17 protein-coding genes and 1 riboswitch are annotated in these 21,798 nt (G+C 69.3%); of the genes, 8 read left to right on the top strand and 9 right to left on the bottom strand.

Annotated features, from left to right (window positions below; genetic code table 11):
• Positions 1-54: 54 nt before the first annotated feature.
• Both QSJ59_RS02770 and QSJ59_RS02775 read right to left on the bottom strand, forming a co-directional pair.
• Positions 55-738 (bottom strand): methionine ABC transporter permease, encoded by a 684-nt coding sequence (locus tag QSJ59_RS02770; RefSeq protein WP_285757058.1) that lies wholly within the window; start codon positions 736-738, stop codon positions 55-57.
• Complete coding sequence (locus QSJ59_RS02775) at positions 735-1,700, bottom strand: methionine ABC transporter ATP-binding protein (protein ID WP_285757059.1); 966 nt, start codon at positions 1,698-1,700, stop codon at positions 735-737. The genes QSJ59_RS02770 and QSJ59_RS02775 overlap by 4 nt, the downstream gene beginning before the upstream one ends.
• 560 nt (positions 1,701-2,260) lie before the next feature.
• On the opposite strand from QSJ59_RS02775, the gene QSJ59_RS02780 reads away from it, so the two are divergent.
• Positions 2,261-3,301, top strand: coding sequence for a coiled-coil domain-containing protein (locus QSJ59_RS02780; protein ID WP_432707432.1), 1,041 nt, complete (start codon positions 2,261-2,263; stop codon positions 3,299-3,301).
• A gap of 76 nt (positions 3,302-3,377) precedes the next feature.
• Here the strand turns inward: QSJ59_RS02780 and QSJ59_RS02785 are convergent, their stop codons facing one another.
• Positions 3,378-3,527 (bottom strand): hypothetical protein, encoded by a 150-nt coding sequence (locus QSJ59_RS02785; protein ID WP_285757062.1) that lies wholly within the window; start codon positions 3,525-3,527, stop codon positions 3,378-3,380.
• 604 nt (positions 3,528-4,131) lie between these two features.
• Between QSJ59_RS02785 and QSJ59_RS02790 the strand changes: the two genes are divergently transcribed.
• Positions 4,132-5,226 (top strand): hypothetical protein, encoded by a 1,095-nt coding sequence (locus tag QSJ59_RS02790; protein WP_285757063.1) that lies wholly within the window; start codon positions 4,132-4,134, stop codon positions 5,224-5,226.
• A gap of 165 nt (positions 5,227-5,391) precedes the next feature.
• On the top strand, positions 5,392-6,357 hold the full coding sequence (locus QSJ59_RS02795; protein ID WP_285757064.1) for a carbohydrate kinase family protein: 966 nt from the start codon (positions 5,392-5,394) through the stop codon (positions 6,355-6,357).
• A gap of 184 nt (positions 6,358-6,541) precedes the next feature.
• Here QSJ59_RS02795 and metE read toward each other — a convergent pair whose 3' ends face one another.
• Positions 6,542-8,839 carry a 5-methyltetrahydropteroyltriglutamate--homocysteine S-methyltransferase gene (gene metE, locus QSJ59_RS02800; protein WP_285757065.1) on the bottom strand — a complete coding sequence of 766 codons (2,298 nt, stop codon included), beginning with the start codon at positions 8,837-8,839 and terminating at the stop codon, positions 6,542-6,544.
• Between the two features lie 190 nt (positions 8,840-9,029).
• A riboswitch (cobalamin riboswitch) is annotated at positions 9,030-9,254 on the bottom strand.
• A 348-nt stretch (positions 9,255-9,602) separates the two neighbouring features.
• On the opposite strand from metE, the gene QSJ59_RS02805 reads away from it, so the two are divergent.
• The gene (locus tag QSJ59_RS02805) at positions 9,603-11,177 is read left to right on the top strand and encodes a polysaccharide deacetylase family protein (protein ID WP_285757066.1); all 1,575 of its coding nucleotides are present in this window, start codon (positions 9,603-9,605) and stop codon (positions 11,175-11,177) included.
• Positions 11,178-11,453: 276 nt separating this feature from the next.
• Complete coding sequence (locus QSJ59_RS02810) at positions 11,454-12,068, top strand: DUF6461 domain-containing protein (protein WP_285757067.1); 615 nt, start codon at positions 11,454-11,456, stop codon at positions 12,066-12,068.
• Positions 12,069-12,149: 81 nt separating this feature from the next.
• Here QSJ59_RS02810 and QSJ59_RS02815 read toward each other — a convergent pair whose 3' ends face one another.
• The 5 genes from QSJ59_RS02815 to QSJ59_RS02835 form a co-directional block, all read right to left on the bottom strand.
• Positions 12,150-13,283 (bottom strand): quinone-dependent dihydroorotate dehydrogenase, encoded by a 1,134-nt coding sequence (locus QSJ59_RS02815; RefSeq protein ID WP_285757873.1) that lies wholly within the window; start codon positions 13,281-13,283, stop codon positions 12,150-12,152.
• Between the two features lie 8 nt (positions 13,284-13,291).
• A complete protein-coding gene (locus tag QSJ59_RS02820; protein ID WP_285757068.1) occupies positions 13,292-14,215 on the bottom strand; it encodes a proteasome assembly chaperone family protein in 924 nt (307 codons plus the stop codon).
• Between the two features lie 252 nt (positions 14,216-14,467).
• The gene (locus QSJ59_RS02825) at positions 14,468-16,207 is read right to left on the bottom strand and encodes an ABC-ATPase domain-containing protein (protein ID WP_285757069.1); all 1,740 of its coding nucleotides are present in this window, start codon (positions 16,205-16,207) and stop codon (positions 14,468-14,470) included.
• Between the two features lie 83 nt (positions 16,208-16,290).
• Positions 16,291-17,406 (bottom strand): ADP-ribosylglycohydrolase family protein, encoded by a 1,116-nt coding sequence (locus QSJ59_RS02830; protein WP_285757070.1) that lies wholly within the window; start codon positions 17,404-17,406, stop codon positions 16,291-16,293.
• A gap of 148 nt (positions 17,407-17,554) precedes the next feature.
• Positions 17,555-18,004 (bottom strand): Lrp/AsnC family transcriptional regulator, encoded by a 450-nt coding sequence (locus tag QSJ59_RS02835; RefSeq protein WP_285757071.1) that lies wholly within the window; start codon positions 18,002-18,004, stop codon positions 17,555-17,557.
• Between the two features lie 133 nt (positions 18,005-18,137).
• Here QSJ59_RS02835 and QSJ59_RS02840 point away from each other — a divergent pair, with 133 nt between their 5' ends.
• From QSJ59_RS02840 to QSJ59_RS02850, 3 genes are read left to right on the top strand one after another with little or no spacing between them, the layout of a single operon-like run.
• The gene (locus QSJ59_RS02840; protein ID WP_285757072.1) at positions 18,138-19,238 is read left to right on the top strand and encodes a thiamine pyrophosphate-dependent enzyme; all 1,101 of its coding nucleotides are present in this window, start codon (positions 18,138-18,140) and stop codon (positions 19,236-19,238) included.
• 16 nt (positions 19,239-19,254) lie between these two features.
• Positions 19,255-20,304 (top strand): alpha-ketoacid dehydrogenase subunit beta, encoded by a 1,050-nt coding sequence (locus tag QSJ59_RS02845; RefSeq protein ID WP_285757874.1) that lies wholly within the window; start codon positions 19,255-19,257, stop codon positions 20,302-20,304.
• Positions 20,301-21,695, top strand: coding sequence for a dihydrolipoamide acetyltransferase family protein (locus QSJ59_RS02850; protein WP_285757073.1), 1,395 nt, complete (start codon positions 20,301-20,303; stop codon positions 21,693-21,695). The genes QSJ59_RS02845 and QSJ59_RS02850 overlap by 4 nt, the downstream gene beginning before the upstream one ends.
• The last annotated feature ends 103 nt before the right edge of the window (positions 21,696-21,798 follow it).

The following is a 21,798-nucleotide window of genomic DNA, read 5'->3' on the forward strand; positions in this document are numbered from 1 at the left end:
TTGGGCTGAATGATGAATCGAACGGTCCCGGACAGGGAGCCGCAGTAGGCCGGATTACCGGTGGGAAACCCGGCGCACGAGGAAATCGCCCACACTCTGGGCTGCCTGCACGACCAGCACCAGGAAGACGACGGTGGCCCAGAGGTAGTAATCGTCGAACCGCTGGTAGCCGTAGCGGATGGCGATGTCGCCCAGTCCGCCGCCGCCGATCGCCCCGGCCATCGCCGAGTAGGAGATGAGGGCCACGATCGTCATGACCAGTCCCGCGATGAGGCCGGGGAGGGCCTCGGGCAGCAGGACCTTGCCCACGATGGTCAGTCTGCGCGCACCCATCGCGAGCGACGCCTCGACGACCCCGCGGTCGACCTCGCGCAGCGACGTCTCCACCAGGCGGGCGAAGAAAGGGATGGCGCCGATACTCAGCGGGACGATCGCCGCGGTCGGGCCGAGGGTCGTTCCGGTGATGAGACGGGTGAGCGAGAGCACCGCCACCATCAGCACGATGAAGGGCAGCGAACGGCCGATGTTGACCACCGTGCCCAGGACCGCCTTGACCGCGGGAGCCGGGGTGAGGCCGCCGCGGTCCGTGGCGACCAGCAGGACGCCCAGCGGAAGGCCGAACAGAATGGTGAACAGGGTGGACCAGAGCACCATGTACAGGGTGTCCAGGGTGCCCAGCCACAGCACCGGCCACATGTCGGGCCAGCGCTGGCCGAGTTCGGCGATCCACTCGATCATCGGACCTCCTCCACGATCAGGCCGTGGCCGGCCAGGTGGTCGAGCGCAGCCTGGCGCCGGGGGCCGGTGACACGGACGTTGAGTCGGCCGACCGAGTGCCCGGCCACCTCCTCGACCGCTCCGCCGATGATGTTGACGTCCACGTCGAACTCCCGGGTGATCTGCGACATGAGCGGCTCGTCGGACTGGCGGGTGTAGGTGAGGGTCACGGTGTCGGGCGGCGAAGAAGCCGGGAGCGGGAACAGCGAGCGCGCCAGCAGCGAACCCGGGGTCTCCAACAGCTCCAGTACCTGGCCGGACTCGGTGAAGGAACCGTTCTCCATGATCGCCGCCGAGTCGCAGATCTGCTTGATCACATCCATCTCGTGGGTGATGAGCAGAACGGTGAGGCCGAGTTCGCGGTTGAGGTCGCGCAACAGCCCCAGAATGGAGGCGGTCGTCTGCGGATCCAGCGCCGAAGTGGCCTCGTCCGACAGCAGTACCTTGGGGTTGGGCGCCAGAGCGCGGGCGATGCCCACCCGCTGCTTCTGGCCTCCGGAAAGCTGGGCCGGGTAGGCCTTGGCCTTGTCGGTCAGGCCCACCAGCTCAAGAAGTTCGGCTACTCGGCGACGGCGCTGGGCCGCACCCACCCCGGCGATCTCCAGGGGAAAGGCGATATTGGCGGCCACGGTGCGCGAGGAGAGCAGGGCGAAGTGCTGGTGGACCATACCGATGCCGTGTCTGGCAGCACGCAGCCGCGGCCGGCTGAGAGCGGTGAGGTCGGCACCGTCGACCACGACCCGTCCTGCGTCGGGGCGCTCGAGAAGGTTGACGCAGCGCAGCAGCGTGCTCTTGCCGGCACCGCTCTGCCCCACGACGCCGTAGACCTCGCCCTGCCGGACATTGAGGTCGACTGCGTCGAGGGCGACGACCTCCCGGTTCTTCAGCCGGTAGACCTTTCGCAGGCCCTCAGCGTTGATCACTGGCTTCCTCGGTACTGGGTCTTGGATTTCCCTGTCGAAACACCCGCCTGCCGGCCCGCGGGATGGGCGTGCCGGCCGTGGTTCGCACGTCCGGGCCTTCATCGGGCCGGACGGTGCGTGCCCGTCTTAGCCGGGCGCATCGCGAAAGGTGACCGCTCTGGCGGGGATCAGGGTCTGTCTCGCGAAAACCTATAACCCACCATATCAGTAGGAAAATGTGGCTGAAATCTCGCAGACATGCACGCGTAACACGATGGGGCACACGCAATCCGCCAGCCCGACCTTCGAGGCTACCCGGACGGCACCAAAGTCCAATGAAACGGACAGCGATGTGACGTGCTTCATCACTGTTTTCCGCTTTGGCCGCCGCATCCGCCTAGACTCGTGACCGGCCCCAGCGGGACAGTCAGGCCGCGGCACCCTCCATCCCCTACGCGATGCCCTGTCCCGGCGCCAAAGCCCGGCGTGGCCCAACCGAGCGATGCGGGTCCTCACCCACAGGCGGCGTCCGCTGCCACCACTGGGATGCCCGCGCCGATTGAGGAGCTGGATTAAGAGTGCTGTCCATTCGTTCGACCGGTGACGGTCCGGATGACCACGCCGACTTCTGGGCGCCCGACCCGCCCGAGCGCACCTGGCGCGAGCTGCTGGCCGCCGTGGTCGCTGTTCCCACCGGCATCCGCCGCCGGACCGGCGCGCTTGCCGCTGCGGTAACACTCACCCTTGTCATGAGCCCGGTCGCCACCGGGTCGGCGGCGCCTGCCGCACCGGCCCCCGCCGAGAGCCTGGACTCCTTGCTCTCACGGGCCGATTCCCTCAGCGAGGAGTACAACGGCGAGCTGCGCGACATGGAGGGCGTGATCGCCGACGCGGAGAAGGCCGAGGAACGCGCGAAGAAGACCCGCTCCGAGGTAGAGGAGTCCCGCAAGCAGGTCCAGCATCTGGCAGTGGCCACCTATACCTCCGGTGGCCTGGATCCGTCACTGAGCCTGTTCGTCGAGGGCGAACCCCAGGACATCATCGACCGCGCCGCGTTGATCGCCCACCTGGCCAACACCAACAACGACAAGATCGACCATCTGCGGCAGGCGCAGCAACGCGACGAGAAGGCGCAGGAGAACTCCCAGGAGAAGGTCGACCAGGTCGAGGCGGACCTCGCGGAACTGGAGGACCGCCGCAACGAAGTCCAGGGGCTCATCGCCGACTACCCCGTCCAGGAGATGGGGCCGCCCGACAGCCTGACCCCGCGGACCCGGCAGATGCGCGATGTGATCATCGACGAGTTCGGCCGCAACAACGCCAACGGCGGAGTGGGCTGTTACCGGCCCGACGGCGGTTTCGTGGTGGGCGAGCACCCCAAGGGTCGCGCCTGCGACTTCATGGTCAACAAGAACGGCCAGATGCCCACGGCGAAGCAGCAGGAGCACGGCCAGCAGATCGCCGACTGGGCCCAGGAGAACGCCGACCGGCTCGGGATCATGTACATCATCTGGAAGCAGGAGATCTGGGACATCCGCCGCAACGAGGGCTGGCGCCAGATGTCGGACCGCGGCAGTATCACCGAGAATCACTTCGACCACGTGCACATCTCGATGTTCTAGTCGTGCGCGGCCGGGGCGGTCGACGGCCGGTTCCGTTTCTCCGCACGGACGACCGGCCACGACGGGACGGCCTGGCTCAGCCGGCGCCGCCGGTGAATATCGGGGCGTAGAGGGTCGTCATACATCCGACGCTCAGGGTGAGCACGGCCGCGACCGCGACGACGAAAACGAACCAGGCGGTGAAACCGTAGCCGCCCGGGGGGCCGGGGGAGGGCGAGGTGGGCATGGGCGTCCCTCTCGACGGAGTCGACGTGCTGCGGCCCCCTGTGGCGTAGGCCGCAGTCAACTCTAGGCCGGATCGGATGCACCGGACCGGGATTTCCCCGATCGCGCAACGGACCCTCCGAGCCTGCGACAACTCCTCGCGGAAGGGGGCCAGTTGCGATCCGGCAACGATCCGGTTGCGGCGGTCATGTCCTTTTTCGAAGGGTTGATCCCCCAAAATCCGCCCCCGGGAAAGCCGATTGAGTACCTATAGTCCCTATCGCGACCATGAGTCGCAATTTACGCGTGAAGTACCAAATGACGCATTAAGCAATCTTTCGCCGCAAGATGACTGTCGATACGTGACCTCGGCTGGATAGGATCGCAGCCCTCGCGCTCTGTGCTGTGCGGCTACCGCACGGCCCCGACCTCGGTCGGGGTCCGGTCCGGAGCGCAGGGGCCTGCCTTGGCCGCACGCCGCGCCCGCGCGACGACGCGGTCGGTCTCTTTGGGTTCGCGCCACCCGACAACGACGGCCCTGCAAAGGCAGGATCACCAAATGGAACCGTGTACGCGTCCACGCGCGTCCGAGGTCTGATCACAACGCAGCTGGCGCGAGGGGAGTCATGAGCGATAACGGACCTTACACACAGCCACCGCAGTACCCCGGTGGCGAGGGCAACTCGGGCGGACAGCCCGGTCCCTACGGCGGTGCATACGGACAGGGTGGCCAGGCTCCTGGCCAGCCGGACCCCAATGCCGGCCAGGGCAACTACCCCAGCGGCCCCTACCAGGCTCCCTACGGTGACCAGGGAACCGGTGGACAGCAGCCCTACCAGGGGCAGCAACCCCCTGGCGGTTACGGGTCCGGCCCCTACCCCGGCCAGGGCGGGCCGCAGTTCCAGCAGCCCCACGACCAGCAGCAGATGTTCCACCAGGGCGGCCAGCCTCCCTATGGGCCCGGCGGAATCGGGTACCCCCCGCCCCAGCCGCCGCCCGGGCCGCGCAAGAGCAACGTCGGCCTGTGGGTCGTGCTCGCCGGCGGCCTGGTGATCGTGCTGCTGATCGTCGCCGTGGTCGTGGTTCTGTTCACCGGGAACAACAACTCCGAGACCCCGCCCGTGGCTCAGGAGAGCAGCGAGGCCGCGGCACCCAGCGATCCCGCTGAGCCCGAGCAGGGGTCCGGGGGCACCACCACCGCCCAGGGCGAGCCGCCCTTCTCCGTTCCCGAGGACCCCTGCGCGGGGATCCCCGAGAGCACGCTGGCCGACCTCGGCGTGGACGGGGGAGGAACCAAGAACATCAGCGACTACTCCTCCTCGTGCAGTTGGAGCACGGTCGTGAACGACAACTACGGCACGCTGCGCGTCGAGTACAAGGTTCCCTACAGCGCATCGGACTCGGTCGAGAGCGCAACGAGCGACTACGAGTACAACTACGAGTACGCCACCGACGAGGACGGCTCCGTCTTCGACACCAAGGTCCTGGAGAACAAGGACCTGGGCCTCGGTGACCAGTCGGCGATGATCTTCGCCGAAGAGGAGATCATCGGTGTCGGGAACCGCACGACGGTGCTGATCCGCCAGGACAACATGAACATCAAGGCGGAGTGGAGTGTCAGCGGCAGCTTCAGCGGCGACTCCGACGACGCCCCCCAGAGCTTCTCCGATGTCGAGAGTGTCATGACCGGAATCGCCGAGGACTCCCTGGCCCTGTTCTAACAAGGCCCGGATGGTCGACAGTTGACATGGGGCGCGCGGACCGGTGTTGCCGGCCCGCGCGCCCTTGTCGTATCGCGCGGAAGCGTTGTCAACCGCGCACGACAGAGGCCATACTCCCCCTGGGTCGCCCGACCCTCCCGCTTGCGCCAGGAAAGGACCACCCTTTTGATCACCGTCGTGGGCGAAGCACTGATCGACCTCATCAGTTCCGAGAGCGGCACGTACCGTTCGGCCCCCGGAGGCGCGCCCGCCAACACCGCTGTGGCCCTGGCCCGGCTGGGCGTGGAATCCTCCCTGCTGGCCAGGATCGGCTCCGACCGGTTCGGTCGGCAACTGCGCGCCTATGTGGCCTCGCGCGGGGTGAGCACCCGCGACATGGTGGCCGCCGAACAACCGAGCACGCTGGCCATCGCCAACCTCGACGACTACGGACACGCGAGCTACGACTTCTACGTCAAGGGCACGGCCGACTGGCAATGGACCCTCGACGAACTCCCCGACCAGGTGGCCGACGACGTCGTCGCGCTGCATGTGGGATCACTGGCCATGACGATGGCGCCCGGCGCGGCCGTCCTGGAGGAATGGACGGCACGGCAGCGGGGCCGGACAGTGGTCAGCTATGACCCCAACATCCGTCCCGCACTTGCGGGGGAACCTGCGCAGGCACGCGAGCGGGTGGCACGTCAGGCCGCGCTTGCCGACATCATGAAGGTCAGCGACGAGGACGTGCACTGGCTGCTGGAGCGTGAACCCGGCCCCGGCTCCGAGGCCCTTCTCCTGGAGGCCGCAGCCGGCTGGCTGGCCGAAGGGCCCGTCCTGGTGGCGATCACCTGCGGAGGCGAACGGACCATGCTGGTCCGCCGCGGTCACGAGGACGATCCCCTCTTCGTGGTTCCGGCTCCGGTGGAGGTCGTGGACACAGTGGGAGCCGGCGACGCGTTCTGCGCGGGTCTGCTGGACGCGCTGGGCCAGGCCGGTGCCCTGGGCGGAGGCGGCCGCGAGCGGCTGACGGCGCTCCCGGCTTCCACCCTGGTCACGTGCGTGGAGCACGCCCACCTGGTCGCCGCGCGCACGTGCGCGCGAGTGGGTTCGGACCCCGGCGAACTGGACCTGGAACCGCTGAAGTTCTGATCCTTCGAGCCGTACTCCCGAGACGGCGGCCGCGATGCCCTGGACGTTCTACGCCCGCCCGGCAAGAGCACCCAGGACATCGCGGGTCGAACGAGGCCGCACGGGGGCACGGCGCGACCTCAGCAGGTGGACGGCCCCGACCGCCCCGCGCTCCGACGCACGGGACACGGTCGGGGCCCCGGTCCTACTCCCCCTGGGCGATGTCGGCGCGGACCCGGTGGGCCGCCTCGACCATGTTGCGCAGTGCGGCCTCGGTCTCGACGTAACCGCGCGTCTTCAAACCGCAGTCGGGGTTCACCCACAGCTTCGCCGGCTCCACAGCGCGCAGGGCCGCGCGCAAGGAAGCCTCGATCTCGTCGGCGGAGGGCACCCGCGGCGAGTGGATGTCGTAGACACCCGGACCGATCCCCCGGCGGTAGCCGATGGAGTCGAGGTCGTCCACGAGTTCCATGTGCGACCGGGCCGCTTCGACGCTGGTGACGTCGGCGTCGAGCTCGTCGATGGCCGCGACGATCTGGCCGAACTCCGAGTAGCACATGTGCGAGTGGATCTGGGTGGTGTCCGCGACGCCCGAGGAGGCGAGCCGGAAGGAACCGATCGCCCAGTCGAAGTAGGCCTTGCGGTCCGCCTCGCGCAGGGGCAGCAGCTCGCGCAGGGCGGCCTCGTCCACCTGGATGTGCCGGATGCCGGCCTTCTCCAGGTCGGCGATCTCGTCGCGCAGGGCAAGCGCCACCTGGCGGGCGGTGTCGGCCAGCGGCTGGTCGACACGCACGAACGACCACGCCAGCATGGTGACCGGGCCGGTGAGCATCCCCTTGACCGGCTTGTCGGTGCGGGACTGGGCGTAGGTGATCCACTCGACGGTCATCGGCTCGGGCCGCGACACGTCGCCGAAGAGGATCGGCGGACGAACGTAGCGCGACCCGTAGGACTGCACCCACCCCTGTTTGGTGGCGGCGTAGCCCTCCAGCTGCTCGGCGAAGTACTGGACCATGTCGTTGCGCTCGGGCTCTCCGTGCACGAGCACGTCCAGGCCGATGTCCTCCTGCAACGCGATGACCCGGTCGATCTCCGCACGCATGCGGGTCTCGTACTCCGCCTGGTCCAGGCGCCCGGCGCGGTAGCCCGCGCGGGCGGCGCGCACGTCGGCGGTCTGGGGGAAAGAGCCGATCGTGGTGGTGGGCAGCAGTTGCGCACCCGTGGCGCCCTGACGGGCCTTGAGACGCTGGTCGTAGTCGGTGCGCGAGGGGTCGGCGCCCAAGGCGTCGAGACGGGCGCGCACCCGCTGGTTGACGAAGGCCGCGGGGATCTTGACCGCGTCGGCGGCGCGGGCGCGCTCCAGCTCCGCGCTCACCGACTCCCCGCCGTCGGTGAGGGCGCGACCCAGCAGAACCACCTCTGCGGCCTTCTGCTTGGCGAAGGCCAGACGGGCGCGCAGCTCGGGGTCGAGTTCGGTCTCCAGGTCGAGGTCGATGGGCACGTGGAGGAGCGAGCAGCTCGTGCTGACGACGACCTCGGAAGCCAAACCGAGGACCGAGGTGAGGGTGGCCAGGGCCGCACCGATGTCGGTACGCCAGACGTTTCGGCCGTCCACGACACCGGCGTACAGGATCTTGTCGCCCAGGCCGGCAACGGCGCTGAGGGTGCCAAGGGTGCGCTGGGCGGTGAAGTCCAGGCCCACGGCCTCGATCGGGGTGCGCTTGAGCGCTTCCAGGGACTCGGGGTCGGGCGCCTCGAAATAGGTCTGTACCAACAGCTTGGGGCGCGGGGAGAGCGCGCCGAGCCGCTGGTAGACGCGCTCCAGTTCGGCGAGAACGCTCGAACCCGCGTCGGTGGCCAGGATCGGCTCGTCGAACTGGACCCACTCGGTTCCTGCTGCCGCGAGTTCGCCGAGAAGTTCGGCGTAGCCCTCGACGAGCTCGTCGAGCAGCTCCAGGCGGTCCCAGCCCTCAGGCGCGTCGGAGGCGTTCTTGGCGAGCATGAGGTAGGTCAGCGGACCGACGAGGACCGGCCGCGTCTCGATGCCCAGCCCACGGGCCTGGGTGTACTCGGAGAGCGGCTTGCGCCCGACCAGTCGCGGCCGGGTCGTGGGCGAGAGCTCGGGGACCAGGTAGTGGTAGTTGGTGTCGAACCACTTGGTCATCTCCATGGCCTGGGCGTCACTGCGCCCACGGGCCATGGCGAAGTAGGTCTCCAGCTCGCTGTCGCGGTCGTCACGCCCGGCCGCGATCCCGGCGAAGCGCGGCGGGACGAGGCCGAACAGGACCGTGGTGTCGAGGATCTGGTCGTAGAAGGAGAAGGTGTTGGAGGGGATCTGGTCGACCCCGGCCTCCTTCAGGGCCTCCCAGGCGGAGCGGCGCAGCTTGGCTCCCACGGCGTCCAGCTCGGCGGCGGTGGAGTCGCCGGCCCAGTAGGACTCGCTGGCGCGCTTGAGCTCGCGTTTGGCGCCGATACGGGGGTACCCCAGAACAGTGGTGGTCATCGGCTCTCACCGGCCACGAGGACGGGCTTGGGGGTGGGGGCGGCGGTGTTCATCGTCAGCTTTCTCTCCCTCGTCGAATGCCTTGGGCCGAGGCACGCGAAGGAGACCACCCGGACACGCGGGCACGGCAAGGACCGCCCCGTCGTCGCCCGGTTCTCCCTCGGAACCGCGGACCACCGCCGGCGCGTGGCGCGCCTACGGGCGACTGGCAGGTCTTCGGACTCGCGGGCACGGCGCGACAGGCTCGTCGCGCCCCCTACCGGCCGTCGCTTCCCAGACGCCGGATGGCGCCCAGTGCTGATGACGGCGTTCGTTCCCACTCACCGCTGCGGGGCAGTCCCGGACTCGCACCGGGTTCCCTCTTGCGACACGTCCGACCCCAGGTCGAACGTGAACCGATCGCAAGTGGGAGTATAGGACCTGGGTGTATGCCGCTTCGTTATCGGCCTGCGGTCGGTGGGCGGACGCATCTGCACAGAGTGACCACATGTGGTCGGCTTATCCGAGCGCGATGCACGGACATCCGCTGGGGCGATTCCCCCGCCAACCCCCCTTGCCCTGGTCGTTTACTCGAAAAATACCGACTGCTGCAATTGGCATTACCCGATTGGGCGCCGTGGTGTCCGAGGCGCGGACCTAGCCTCGATGGGAGAGTCCGGCCCTCCGTCGTCAGATAAGCCAGAAAAATCAGAACCAAACCTGCTTCGGGCGGCGACATATAGACCGCCCCCAGTCTTTACGAGTCGGAAAGACAGTCCTCTCCGTGAAAAACCCAGCTGATTCCGCACCAACGACCACTGGCAGCGACGCTCCGGGCGGCGCCGGGCTTCGGGCTTTCGCTGTCGCCGTCGCGACCGCCCTGGTTCTAGGAGCCTGCTCTCCGGGAAGCGATGCGGATTCCGGCTCGGATGAGGCCGAAGACACCCGCGAGCAGGCCAGCGGGGAACCGGACCAGCTGACCGTGGTCGACCGGGCACTCGTCGTCGGCTTGGGCGAGGAGTCCGATTCCGGCGACGAGGGCGGCGTTCGGTCCGACGTGTCCCATCCCACGATCGACGGCGCCGAGCCGCTGAACGAACGTCTGGCCGAACTCACCGCCCAGGAGTTGGCCGACTTCAAGGCCGCCAACCCCGGTGCGAAGGCTTTCGGGCTTTCCTGGGAGCTGACCGCCGCCGGCGACGACGTCGTGGGAGTCCGCTTCACCAGGGACGAGGAGGATTCCGACGGGCCGCGGACCGGGTACGCCACCTACTGGTACGACGCAGCCACGAAACACCCGGCCTACTCGACCGAACTACTGGCCGGGCAGGAGCAGTTGGTGGAGTTGAACGGCATCGTGAAGGAACATCTGTCGGCCAACGACAAGGTGGACGTCTCAGCCATCCACCCGATCCTGCGGCTCTATGACTCGATGGGCTTCAACCCTGCCGGCGACCTGGTAGTCGAGTTCGACGCGGGGGAAGTCGCATCGGTCTCGGAGGGACGGGTGCACACAGTGGTGAAACGGGACGAGGCCGCTCCTCTGCTGTCCGACTTCGGCACCAGAGCCAGAGACACCTCCACCCGGGTGACACCCGATTTCGCCGTCGACCCCTCCCCCGCCGCGGAGCCCTCCACGGAGCCCTCCGCGGCGGCAGCCGCGGAACCGGTCGCGATCCCCGGAGTGTTCTCCCAACTCGAACCGCCGGTGGACTGCTCGACGGCGGAGGCCAAGTGCGTCGCGTTGACTTTTGACGACGGCCCTGGTGATCGGACCGAGGAACTACTGGACGTCCTCGCAGAGTACGACGCCAAGGCGACCTTCTTCCTCACCGGCGGCCCGGTCCGCGAGCACCCGACGACGGTGCGCCGGGAGTACGCCGAAGGCCACGAACTGGCCAACCACACGGTGAACCACCCCGACCTCCGCAAGGTGTCGGACAAGCGGTTGGCAGAGGAACTCAGCACGGTGAACGCTCTGGTCCGCCGCGAGACGGGCTACACCATGGACCTGATGCGCCCGCCCTACGGGGCGACCAACGACAAGGTCGCCGAGGCCGCCGAAGAGCACGGCCTGGCCGAGATCATCTGGAGCCTGGACACCAACGACTGGAAGGACCGCAACGCCGGGGTGGTCACCAGCCGCACGATCAAGGGGGTGAAGCCGGGCTCGATCGTGCTGATGCACGACATTCACTCCACCACCATCGACTCGGTGGAGAAAACCCTGAAGAAGTTGACCGAGCGTGGCTACACCATGGTCACCGTGGGGCAACTCCTGGGCGAGACCGAGCCTGGTCAGTCCTATTTCGACGGTTATCCGGCCGCCGAGAGCCCGTCCCCTTCCCCCGAGGCGTAAGTCGGCGCGGACCAGGGCCGCCGTGTGTGCACGGCGGCCCTTTCACGCGCGTAAGGTGGGACGTCGCGGTTCCTGGGAGCGGGCGCCAATCAGCACTTTCTGGGCTGGTGGAAGCCGGTACCCGCCCATGCGTTCTCCCAACCACCGGCCCGCGACCTGTAACGGCCCGATTGATCACCTTTTTCCCGGGAACCGTCAGGTAGAAGCCGGCGCCCAACCTTTATGAACAATCAACTCCGGCTTCGGGGAAACCAACCCTTGGGAAGGGACGGGCAGATGTCCATTGCGTACGCCCGCGACTACGCCTGGCTACGGGAAAGCCAGCCGGATCTGGCGGAGGCCTACTGCCTCAGTTACATCCGGGGACTGCCCAAGGCCGAGGCGCTGCGCCGCTTGGGGGTCGACGAGCGCAGTCTCCGCTCGTTGCCCATCGCTGAAGCGCTGGAAGCCGGCTTGTGCAGCGAGGGGATGCCCCCCTTGACCGCACATGCCCTGTGTATCGAAGGATGGGCGGTGATCGTGGAACCCACCGGGTGCCGCGCAACCCGCCCGGAGGTGTACCGATCACTGTCGGCCGAGACCGAACTGGTGTCGGTACGCGTGGTGATGGAACAACGCTACGAGTTCCGTTGGGTAGTGGACGGCGTCCTGCGAACCTGCTTCGACGCCCGTTTCCCGCTCAGGCGACGGGGAGCGACACCTGACGCCCTGGCCGAGGACATGGCGTCCCTCGGTCTGACCACTGAGATCGACCCGGAGGAGGCCGACCCCGGTGCAGCCGCACTGGCACTGGCCGAACGGGTCACCGGAGTCCGTGTACGGCCTGGTCATCTGGCCGGCCCGCTCCTGGGGGCAGAGCTCACCGGAGCGGCTCCTCTGGCCGCGCACTGACCCGCTCGCCAGTTGCAGTGGGCGGGGCGCGGTCCGGCTCGGATCCCGAGCGGAGTGCGCCCCGCCCACTGCTCTGACAGGTCAGTGGACGGCGACCGGCTGCACGGAAACGTCGTCGACGTCCACACCGATGGCATCGGCGACGCGGGCATAGCCGTCCTTGCGGGCCAGACGCACCAGGCCCCGGTGGATCCGACTGGGCCACAGCGGCCCGCCGTAGATCAGGCCGGTGTAGCCCTGGACGAGCGTCGCCCCGGAACGGATCCGCGCCCACGCGTCTTCCGGCGTCTCGATCCCGCCGACGGCGACCAGCAACAGGCGGTCGCCGACCCGGGCGCGCAGTCGACGCAGCACCTGCAGCGAGCGGGCTTTGAGCGGAGCGCCCGAGAGGCCACCTGCGCCGACCGCCTCCACTTCTTCCTCCGGCGTGGCCAGGTCGGCCCGCGAGATGGTGGTGTTGGTGGCGATGATGCCGTGCAGGCCGAGTTCGAGCGCGAGATCGGCCACCGCGTCGATATCGGTGTCGGCGAGGTCGGGGGCGATCTTGACCAGCAGCGGAAGCTCGGGGCGGCCCTGCTCGTCGAGGGTGGCGCGCACTGCTGCCAGCAGCGGACGCAGGTGCTCGACGGCTTGGAGGTCGCGCAGCCCGGGCGTGTTGGGCGAACTGACGTTCACCGCTACGTAGTCGGCGATGTCGGCGAACCGGCGCGCACTGGCCACGTAATCGGCGACGGCCTCGGACTCGGGCACGATCTTGGTCTTGCCGATGTTGGCCCCGATGATGAGGCCGCGGGCGCCGCCGGCGCGCTGGACGCGCAGCCGGGCGGCCACCGCCTCCGAACCGTCGTTGTTGAAGCCCATGCGGTTGACGATGGCGCGATCGGCGACCAGGCGGAACAGTCGTGGGGCCGGGTTGCCCGGCTGGGGACGAGCGGTGACCGTACCGATCTCGACGTGGCTGAAACCCAACGCGCTGAGTCCCTGTGCGCCTTCGGCGTTCTTGTCGAAGCCGGCGGCCATGCCCAGCGGACCGGCGAAGTCGCGTCCCAGGGCCCGCACCGCGAGCTCCGGGGCACGAGGGGCGAGAACCCGGTTCATGGCCGCGGTCGCACCGGGTACCGCGGCTACGGCGCGCAGCCCCGCGAAACTCAGCCGATGGATCTGTTCGGCATCGGTGCGACGGAGTACAGCGTGGAAGAAGAGCTGGTAGAGCACGTCGGTCGTCATCCTTCTGAGCCACGATCGCGTTCGGCGAGGTAGCGTTCGAGTTCGGCGCCGAGTTCATCGGCGGTGGGCAGACCGGAGTCGTCTCCCGCCAGCAGCGGATCGGTGTCGGAGAGACCGCTCCTGGACGACATGAAGTCGTCGTACTGCTCTTCCAGGTTGCGCACGACGCGCTGCACCTCCTCCGACGCCTCCACCTGCTGTTCGATCTCGATGTCGGTGGTCTGGGCCTCTTCGGTGAGCTTCACGGTCGGCAGCGCCAAACCGGTGGCCCCGGCTACATAGTCCAGGGCCGCGATTGCGGCGCGCGGGTACTCCGACTGGGCGAGGTAGCTGGGCACGTGCACGGCATAGCCGATGGCGTCGTGCCCGGTCTCCCCCAGACGGTATTCCAGCAGGCTCATGGCGTTGCCCGGGACCTGGATGCGCCCCATCCACGGGGTGTGCCCGGTGACGAGGTCGGAGCGGGTGGCGTGGGCGGTGACCGTGGAGGGGCGGGTGTGCGGCACCGCCATGGGGACGCCGTAGAAGCACACCGTGAGACTCACCGAGAAGCGCTCGATGAGCTGACGCACGGCCACGACGAAGCCCTCCCAGAGCCGATCGGGCTCAAGACCGTTGAGCAGCAGGAACGGTGTCCCCTCGGTGTCGTGCATGAGATACAGCGCGAGCTTGGGGGCGGCATAACCCGTCCAGGACGACTCGTCGAAGGTCATGACGGGCCGGCGGGAGCGGTAGTCCAAGAGGTCGTCGACATCGAAGGTCGCCAGCTCCGTGGCCTCGAACTCGTCGAAGAGTGTGGCCACCACCTGTTTGGCGGTCGAGCCCGCGTCCATGAAACCGTCCAGGGCGACCAGGAGTACGGGGTCGGCCAGTTCTGGAGGGTCGGGGTGAAGTTCGTAGAGATCAGCGGGATCTCGCACCTGGGCGGGTCTCCATTCTCAACGCCATGCGTGCCTGCGGCGGGCTGGATCGTGGGTGGACGTCGCATCGCGGGCGCACTACCTGGGGGACGGTTGTGATGTCGTCAAGGATACCGACCTGGGCCGACATGACCGTAATGCACGACTTGGGACCAAGGCGTGAGATGGCCGACGCCGCGGTCGGCGGTGCCGTGGCCCCGTTTTCGTCCAACTCCGGTGCCCGACGGTTTCTTCCCTTTCGCGGGGGACACCTCACTCCTGGCATCGAACCCGCAGCGTGCGCAACCGGTTGAGGGTTGCGGCGACCTCCTGGCGACGGGGCAGGGCGTAATCGCCGGGGTACCCACCGCCGAGGCGGGTCACCCCGTCGTGTTCGAGAAGACCGTCCAGTGTGTCCAGTGCCTCTGCCAACGTGCGGCGGCCGTCCAGGATGTTCTCAGCGGCGAGCACCCGCAACGCCAGGCCCAACCCGATGACTTGGGAGGGATCCACGACCTGGGCGAGGAAACGCAGGTCGATGTCGGTCTCCCCGAAGGTCAACACGTCGGTGTCCCGACGTTTGATCCGGGTTCGGCCGCGCGAGGAGTCGTCCACCGAACCGGGATCGATGACGCGGCGGGCCGGCGCGGCGAAGGCGTCACCGATGCGGGGGCGGGCAAGGGCCCGGGCGCGCTCGGTGACGTCGTGGGCGCGGTAGGCGTCGAGCAGGACGACGCGGTCGGCGACGTCGAAGTAGTCACCGCTGGCCCCCATGACCAGGACGGTGGAGACCTCGTGGTCCCGGTGCAGTGATCCCACGAGGTCCACGAACGGGGTCAGGGGTTCGCGGTCCCCGCTGACCAGCTCCTGCATTCGGGCGTCCCGCACCATCAGGTTGGTGGCGGTGGTGTCCTCGTCCACGAGCAGGACGGTTGTTCCGGCTTCCAGCGCTTCGACGGTATTGGCGGCCTGGGAGGTGGAACCCGAGGCGTTGTCGGTGGCGAAGTCGCGGGTATCGGCACCGGTGGGCAGGTCGCGCACGAACGCGCCGACATCGACGCGCTCGACCCGGCGTCCCTCCTCCGCGCGGATCTTGACGGCGTCCGCGCGGGTGACGACGAGTTCACGGCCGTCACCGGGGACATGGTCGTAGACCCCGCGCTCCAGGGCGTGCAACAGGGTGGACTTGCCGTGGAAGCCGCCGCCGACGATGAGCGTGACGCCTTCGAACACCCCCATCCCGGTAACGGTGCCCCGCTGCGGGAGGTCGACGGCCACGCGCATCGTCTCAGGGGACACGAAGGGGACCGCGTCGCGCATGGGGAGGTCGCTGACGCCACTGGCGCGGGGCAGGACCGCGCCGTCCGCGACGAAGGCGACCAGACCGAGACCGGGCAGCGCCGCACGCAGGGCCGTGGCGTCTTCGACCGTGTCGGCGAAGTCGGTGGCGGCCGCGGTGTCCAGTTCCGCCCAGCGCAGGGCGCGCACCAGTGCGGGGAGGACGTCGAGGAGTTCGCGGCGGGCTCCCCGACCGTCGATACGCCGACCGTGTCCGGGAAGTTCGACGCCCAAGCGCATCAGCACCTCACCGTCGTGGATCTGGCAGGCCGCGCGGTCGATGACTTCCTGGCCGCCGGAGTCCACGCGCAGCCGGGAACCCTTGAGCGTTCGGCGGGCGACCCTGGCCAGGTAGTCGGCGGTGGCGCGACGGCGCTCGGGTGAGCGCAGCGCCGCCGGAGGCAGGCCGGCGGTCGCGACGGGCAGCCGCACCAGCAGCCGGGAGGGTGGCGCGAAAGGGTCGGCCTGCACCTTCTCCACGGTGAGCGTGGCGTCACCGAGGTCCCATTCGCCGGACAGGGATTTGTAGCGGCCGTAGGAGGCACCGTCCATGCGCGCCAGTTCGGCTCCGAGGTGTTCGGCGTCGCGACTCCCCCGCAACGGTTCGGGAGCGGGCCGGTCGGAGTGGCCCCGCCGTGTGCCGCCGCGGTCCCGCCAGTTCTGCCGTCCCGTCATGTGCGTCCTCCCCCGTGGTCGTTGATCTTGACGATACCCATCCGCCAGCTGCCCTTTCGGCATGATCACCGCCATGGTCGGCGCTAGTCGGGCGGGAAGCGCTCCTGCCAGCGCGGCCCGGCGAGGAGTGCGGCGGCGCCGGGACCGAAGGCCAGGGAGAAGTCGTCGGCCAGCTCCATGAGGTCGCCGCGCCCTTCCACCTCGTAGGCCAATTCCGGGGGCAACGCGGTCTCACCGTGCAGGGCACCCAGGATGTTGCCGCAGATGGCGCCGGTGGAGTCGGAGTCACCGGAGTGGGTGACCGACAGCGCCAGCGCGTCGGTGAACCGGTGCGGCTCCGGGTGGACCAGCGCCGCGTAGACCGCGATGGCCAGGGCCTCCTCGGCGATCCAGCCACCGCCCAGGCTCTCGACGGTCGCGGGGGATGCCTCTGACTGTCGGGCGGCACGGCGAGCGGTGAGGAGTGCGGCGGAGGTCTCCTCGTGGCCGGGGTGGCGGTGGAGCACGGTCAGGACGGTGTCCAGCGCATCGTCGAGCGCGTCGCCCTCGACGATGCGGCGGACGAGCAGGGCGAGGGCACCGGAGGCAAGCCGCCCGGTGGGATGGCCATGGGTGAGGCCGGCGGCCTGGTCGGCCCAGGTGAACACGTCGTCGTCGGACGCGCTTGCCCGGGGGAGCAACCCGAAGGGCGCGGCGCGCATCACGCCTCCGCAGCCCTTGGAATCGTTGCGGGCGGGAACTCCGGGTTTCAGCGGACCGGGAGCGGGGGCAAGGGCGCTCAGGCAGGTGTTACCGGGCGCGCGCCGGGCGTAGAGCCAGGCGCGGGTCTGGAGCCGGCCGGTGTGGCGACCGTCGGGGGCGCGATGGCGTTGGGTGTCGTACCAGCGCAGGTAGGCGGCGTGGACCGGGGCGATCGGATCGAGCCCGTCCTTCCCGCCCTGTCGGGTACGGGCCCGGATGAGACCCTCCACGGTCCACAGCGTCATCTGGGTGTCATCGGTGATGAGACCGTGGCGCGGTGTTGCGTGGGCGTAGTCCACGACGTACTCGCGCACCCCTTTCGGACCGTGCTCGGCGAGGATGCCGCCGAGCGACATGAACTCCACCGGTGCACCCAGGGCGTCACCGACCGCGCCGCCCAGCAGGCACCCCCGGACCCGCGACCGGTACCGCTCTGCCCACTGCACGTCCCAGCTCATGGGGTCCCCGTTCTCCGCCCCGGTGCGCCCGTCGCTGCCGGAGTGCCATCATCCCGGACGGCGGGGGTGTCCCATCGACGGGGTGTCGGCCCGCCGGGGGCACCAGTCCCGACTGCCTGTTTCCCTTCATCGAGTGGGTGCCGTGCCGCTAACCCGGCTCCCGCAGACGCGGCTCGTCGAGGATGAACATGGTCTGGGTGGAGCGGACCTCGGGAATACGCTGCAGCCGTTCCAGGACGAAGACGCGCAGGGCCGCGGCGTCGGCGACGCGGACCAACAGCAGGAGGTCGACGTCGCCGGAGACCAGGGCGGCGTGGTCCACTTCGGGGATGTCGCGCAGATGGTCGCGGAAGAGCTCCCAGGAGTGCTGCTCGATGCGCACGGAGACGTAGGCCGCGAGCCCGAATCCGCACTTCTCGGGGTCGACGACCGCGGTGAATCCGCGGATCACGCCTTCGGTGCGCAGGCGGTCCAGTCGGGCGTAGGCGTTGGCGCGGGAGATGTGCGCCTGCTCGGCGACCGACCTGATGGACATCCGACCGTCAGCGCGCAGCAGGGCGATGATGTGGCGGTCCACTTCGTCGAGGTTGACTGCCATGCGTCTCACCCCATGTCGTCCCCGTGCCGGACGCCGCAAACAATTTGCCGCCGACACCGCCCAGAACACCCATTTGTCTATTCTTCCCCGCGCATCATGGACACTATGGGGTGATTCAGCTCATATTCAAGACATGAAGCGCATCGATGAGCGACCCGCGCCGGCTCCCCCGGGGCTGCCCTCCCTTGAGCCGGTCCGCCTCGTGGACCGGCATGGACGACGCGTGGACACCCCCCTCTACCAATCGCCCGGCAACGCCGTACTGCTGGAACTGCTGCGCGGGATGGTGGTGGGGCGCCGCTTCGATCAACAGGCCGGCGCACTGACCCGGCAGGGCCGTCTGGCGGTCTACCCCTCTTCCCATGGCCAGGAGGCCTGCCAGGTGGGCGGGGCCCTGGCCTTGGACGAGGGTGACTGGCTCTTCCCGACCTACCGCGACAGCGTCGCGCTGGTCACCCGCGGCGTCGACCCGGTCGAGGTGCTGACCCTGCTGCGCGGCAACTGGCACAGCGGCTACGACTCCAACCGCTACCGCTGTGCACCGCAGTGCACTCCTCTGGCCACCAACGCCTCGCACGCGGTGGGACTCACCTACGCCGCTCGGCGCAAGGGCGAGAACGTGGCCGCGCTGGTGCTCATGGGGGACGGCGCGACCAGCGAGGGCGACGCGCACGAGGCCTACAACTTCGCCGCCGTGTGGAACGCCCCGGTGGTCTTTTTGATCCAGAACAACCAGTGGGCGATCAGCGTCCCGGTCCACAAGCAGTCCAAGGCACCCACCCTGGCGCACAAGGCAATCGGCTACGGCATCCGGGGTCACCATGTGGACGGCAACGACGCCGCGGCGGTGCACTCCGTGGTCTCCGGGGCGCTGGCCGACGCCCGGGCGGGCAAGGGGCCCGCGATCATCGAGGCCCAGACCTACCGGATCGATCCGCACACCAACGCCGACGCACCCCAGCGCTACCGCGACGCGACCGAGGTCGACCGCTGGCGCGGGCGCGATCCGTTGAACCGGCTCGAAGCCCTGCTCCGCGCCGAAGGGCTGCTCGACGACGACGCGCTGGCCGCGATGGCGGCCGAGGGCGAGGCCCTGGCGACGCGGGTGCGGGAGCGGATGGCCGGCGAGGACACCCTCGACCCCGACGAGCTGTTCGCGCACGTCTTCGCCAGTCCGACCGCCCAACTGCTGGAGCAGCGCCAGGCGCTGCGCGACGAACTCCGGGAGGCGTGACGTGACCGAGCTGACCATGGCCCAGGCCCTGAACCTGGCGCTGCGCGACGCCTTGGCCGAGGACGAGCGCGTGCTGGTCTACGGCGAGGACGTGGGCCCGTTGGGCGGCGTCTTCCGGGTGACCGACGGACTGACCGAAGCATTCGGCGAGGACCGCTGCTTCGACTCCCCTCTGGCAGAGTCCGGGATCGTGGGCACCGCCGTGGGAATGGCGATGTACGGGCAGCGTCCCGTCGTGGAGATGCAGTTCGACGCCTTCGGTTACCCGGCGTTCGAACAGGTCGTCTCGCATGTGGCGAAGATGGGGAACCGGACCCGGGGCGGGCTGCGCCTGCCATTGGTGATCCGGATCCCCTACGGCGGCGGCATCGGGGGCGTGGAACACCACAGCGACTCCTCCGAGGCCTACTACGCCCACACCCCGGGGCTGCGCGTGGTGACGCCGGCGACCCCCGCCGACGCCTACTCGATGCTGCGCGAGGCGATCGAGAGCCCTGATCCCGTGGTGTTCCTGGAACCCAAGCGACGTTACTGGTCCAAGGGCGAGGTGGAGCCGGGCGCCCGCACCGAGCCGATGGACCGGGCCGTGGTGCGCCGCGTCGGCACCGACGCCACCCTGATCGCCTACGGTCCGATGGTCACCACGGCCCTGGACACCGCGGCGGCAGCCTCTGCCGAGGGACTGGACATCGAGGTGGTCGACCTTCGCAGCCTGGCGCCCTTCGACGATGCCACCGTCACGGCCTCCGTGCGCAAGACCGGGCGGGCGGTGGTGGTGCACGAGGCGTCGACGTTCGGGGGTTACGGCGCGGAGGTGGTGGCGCGGGTGACCGAACGCTGCTTCCACTACCTGGACGCCCCGGTTCTGCGCGTGGGCGGGTTCGACATTCCTTATCCCCCGCCGAAACTGGAAGAGCACCACCTGCCCGGAGTCGATCGGATCCTGGACACGCTGGCACGGTTGCAGTGGGAGTCGCGTTGGGTGGAGCCGGAACGGTCCGCGCCCTCTGCCGTGGCACCGAACGGGCTCGTTCTTCCCGCGCACGACACGCGGGTGAACGCGTGAGCGCCGGCGCGGTGCGGGCGTTCGCGCTGCCCGACCTCGGCGAGGGGTTGACCGAGGCCGAGATCGTGCGCTGGCTGGTGTCCCCCGGGGACACGGTGACGATCGACCAGCCGGTCGCGGAGGTGGAGACGGCCAAGGCCGTGGTGGAGGTTCCCTGCCCCTATGCGGGCCGGGTGGCCGAACTGCACGGCGCTGAAGGGGCGACCGTTGACGTCGGCGCCTCGTTGATCAGTATCGATACCACGGCATCGGCGGCTCCTGCCGGTTTCGGCGAGCCCGGTGTCGTCGTGCCGGAAGCCCGGTCGGGTGGTTCGGCGGAGCCCGGCGGGGACGGCGACGATGCCGCCCCCGGTGCTTCCGGCTCCGGCGCGGTCCTGGTCGGATACGGCACGAGCGAGGGCGGACGGCGCAGTCGGCGGGCTGCCCGCGCCTTCGTCGCGGACGAGCCTCGGACAACGGCGTCCAAGGCATCGTCCGCCCCACCGGCCGGGCCGCGCACCCGCCGGCCGGTGGTGTCGCCGCTGGTGCGGCGGATCGCCCGCGAGCAGGGGGTGGATGTGGCCGGCCTGGACGGGAGCGGCCCCAACGGCCTGGTGCTGCGACGCGACGTGGAGGCCGTACTGGCCTACCGTCGGGGCGCGGCCGATGCGGAACGCTCTCCGGGTTCGTCGCGGTCCCAGGCGTATGCAAAACGCCCCGAGCCCGAGCGCATCCCGATCAGGGGCACGCGCCGGGTGATGGCCGACCGGTTGTCGCGGTCCCGGCGCGAGATTCCCGAGGCGACCGTGTGGGTGGACGTGGACGCCGGCGGCCTGCTCGCAGCACGCGCGAGCCTGAACGCGGCCGCCCCCGAGCGACCGGTGAGCCTGCTGGCGCTGTTGGCCCGCTTCTGTGTGGCCGGGTTGCGCCGGTTCCCCGCGTTGAACGCTCGGGTGGACGGCGAGCGTTCCGAGATTCTACGGTTCTCCCAGATCAACCTGGGTTTCGCGGCACGGACACCGCGCGGCCTGGCCGTACCGGTGCTGCACGGAGCGCACGACCTGACCACGCGGGACCTGTCGGCGGCGCTGGGCGGCCTGACCGGCGCCGCCCGCTCGGGGACGCTGACCCCGGGCCAGCTGAACGGCGGAACGTTCACGGTGAACAACTACGGCGTGTTCGGCGTGGACGGTTCTGCCGCCATCATCAACCACCCCGAAGCCGCGATTCTCGGCATGGGGCGGATCATGGAACGGCCCTGGGTGGTGGACGGCTCACTCGCGGTGCGCCCGGTCACCGAACTGACCCTGGCCTTCGACCACCGGGTCTGCGACGGTGAGGAGGCCGGCGGCTTCCTGCGCTTCGTCGCCGACTGCGTCGAGCGCCCCGAACTGCTGTTGGGCGAGGTCTGAAACCCTCTCCCTGCCGTCGTGGTCCCCCCGTGGGGAGACCACGACGGGGGGAGACGGTTATCCGCGGATGGCGCATCGGGCGCTCGCGGGGCCCGATGAAGCG

The organism is Nocardiopsis ansamitocini (assembly GCF_030268225.1).
GTDB classification, from domain to species: Bacteria; Actinomycetota; Actinomycetes; order Streptosporangiales; family Streptosporangiaceae; genus Nocardiopsis_D; species Nocardiopsis_D ansamitocini.

Coding starts and splice junctions, on each gene's coding strand:
- QSJ59_RS02770 (WP_285757058.1), bottom strand. CDS start 738: ATGATCGAGTGGATCGCCGAACTCGGCCAGCGCTGGCCCGACATGTGG.
- QSJ59_RS02785 (WP_285757062.1), bottom strand. CDS start 3,527: ATGCCCACCTCGCCCTCCCCCGGCCCCCCGGGCGGCTACGGTTTCACC.
- QSJ59_RS02790 (WP_285757063.1), top strand. CDS start 4,132: ATGAGCGATAACGGACCTTACACACAGCCACCGCAGTACCCCGGTGGC.
- metE (WP_285757065.1), bottom strand. CDS start 8,839: ATGACCACCACTGTTCTGGGGTACCCCCGTATCGGCGCCAAACGCGAG.
- QSJ59_RS02810 (WP_285757067.1), top strand. CDS start 11,454: ATGTCCATTGCGTACGCCCGCGACTACGCCTGGCTACGGGAAAGCCAG.
- QSJ59_RS02825 (WP_285757069.1), bottom strand. CDS start 16,207: ATGACGGGACGGCAGAACTGGCGGGACCGCGGCGGCACACGGCGGGGC.
- QSJ59_RS02830 (WP_285757070.1), bottom strand. CDS start 17,406: ATGAGCTGGGACGTGCAGTGGGCAGAGCGGTACCGGTCGCGGGTCCGG.
- QSJ59_RS02835 (WP_285757071.1), bottom strand. CDS start 18,004: ATGGCAGTCAACCTCGACGAAGTGGACCGCCACATCATCGCCCTGCTG.
- QSJ59_RS02840 (WP_285757072.1), top strand. CDS start 18,138: ATGAAGCGCATCGATGAGCGACCCGCGCCGGCTCCCCCGGGGCTGCCC.
- QSJ59_RS02845 (WP_285757874.1), top strand. CDS start 19,255: ATGGCCCAGGCCCTGAACCTGGCGCTGCGCGACGCCTTGGCCGAGGAC.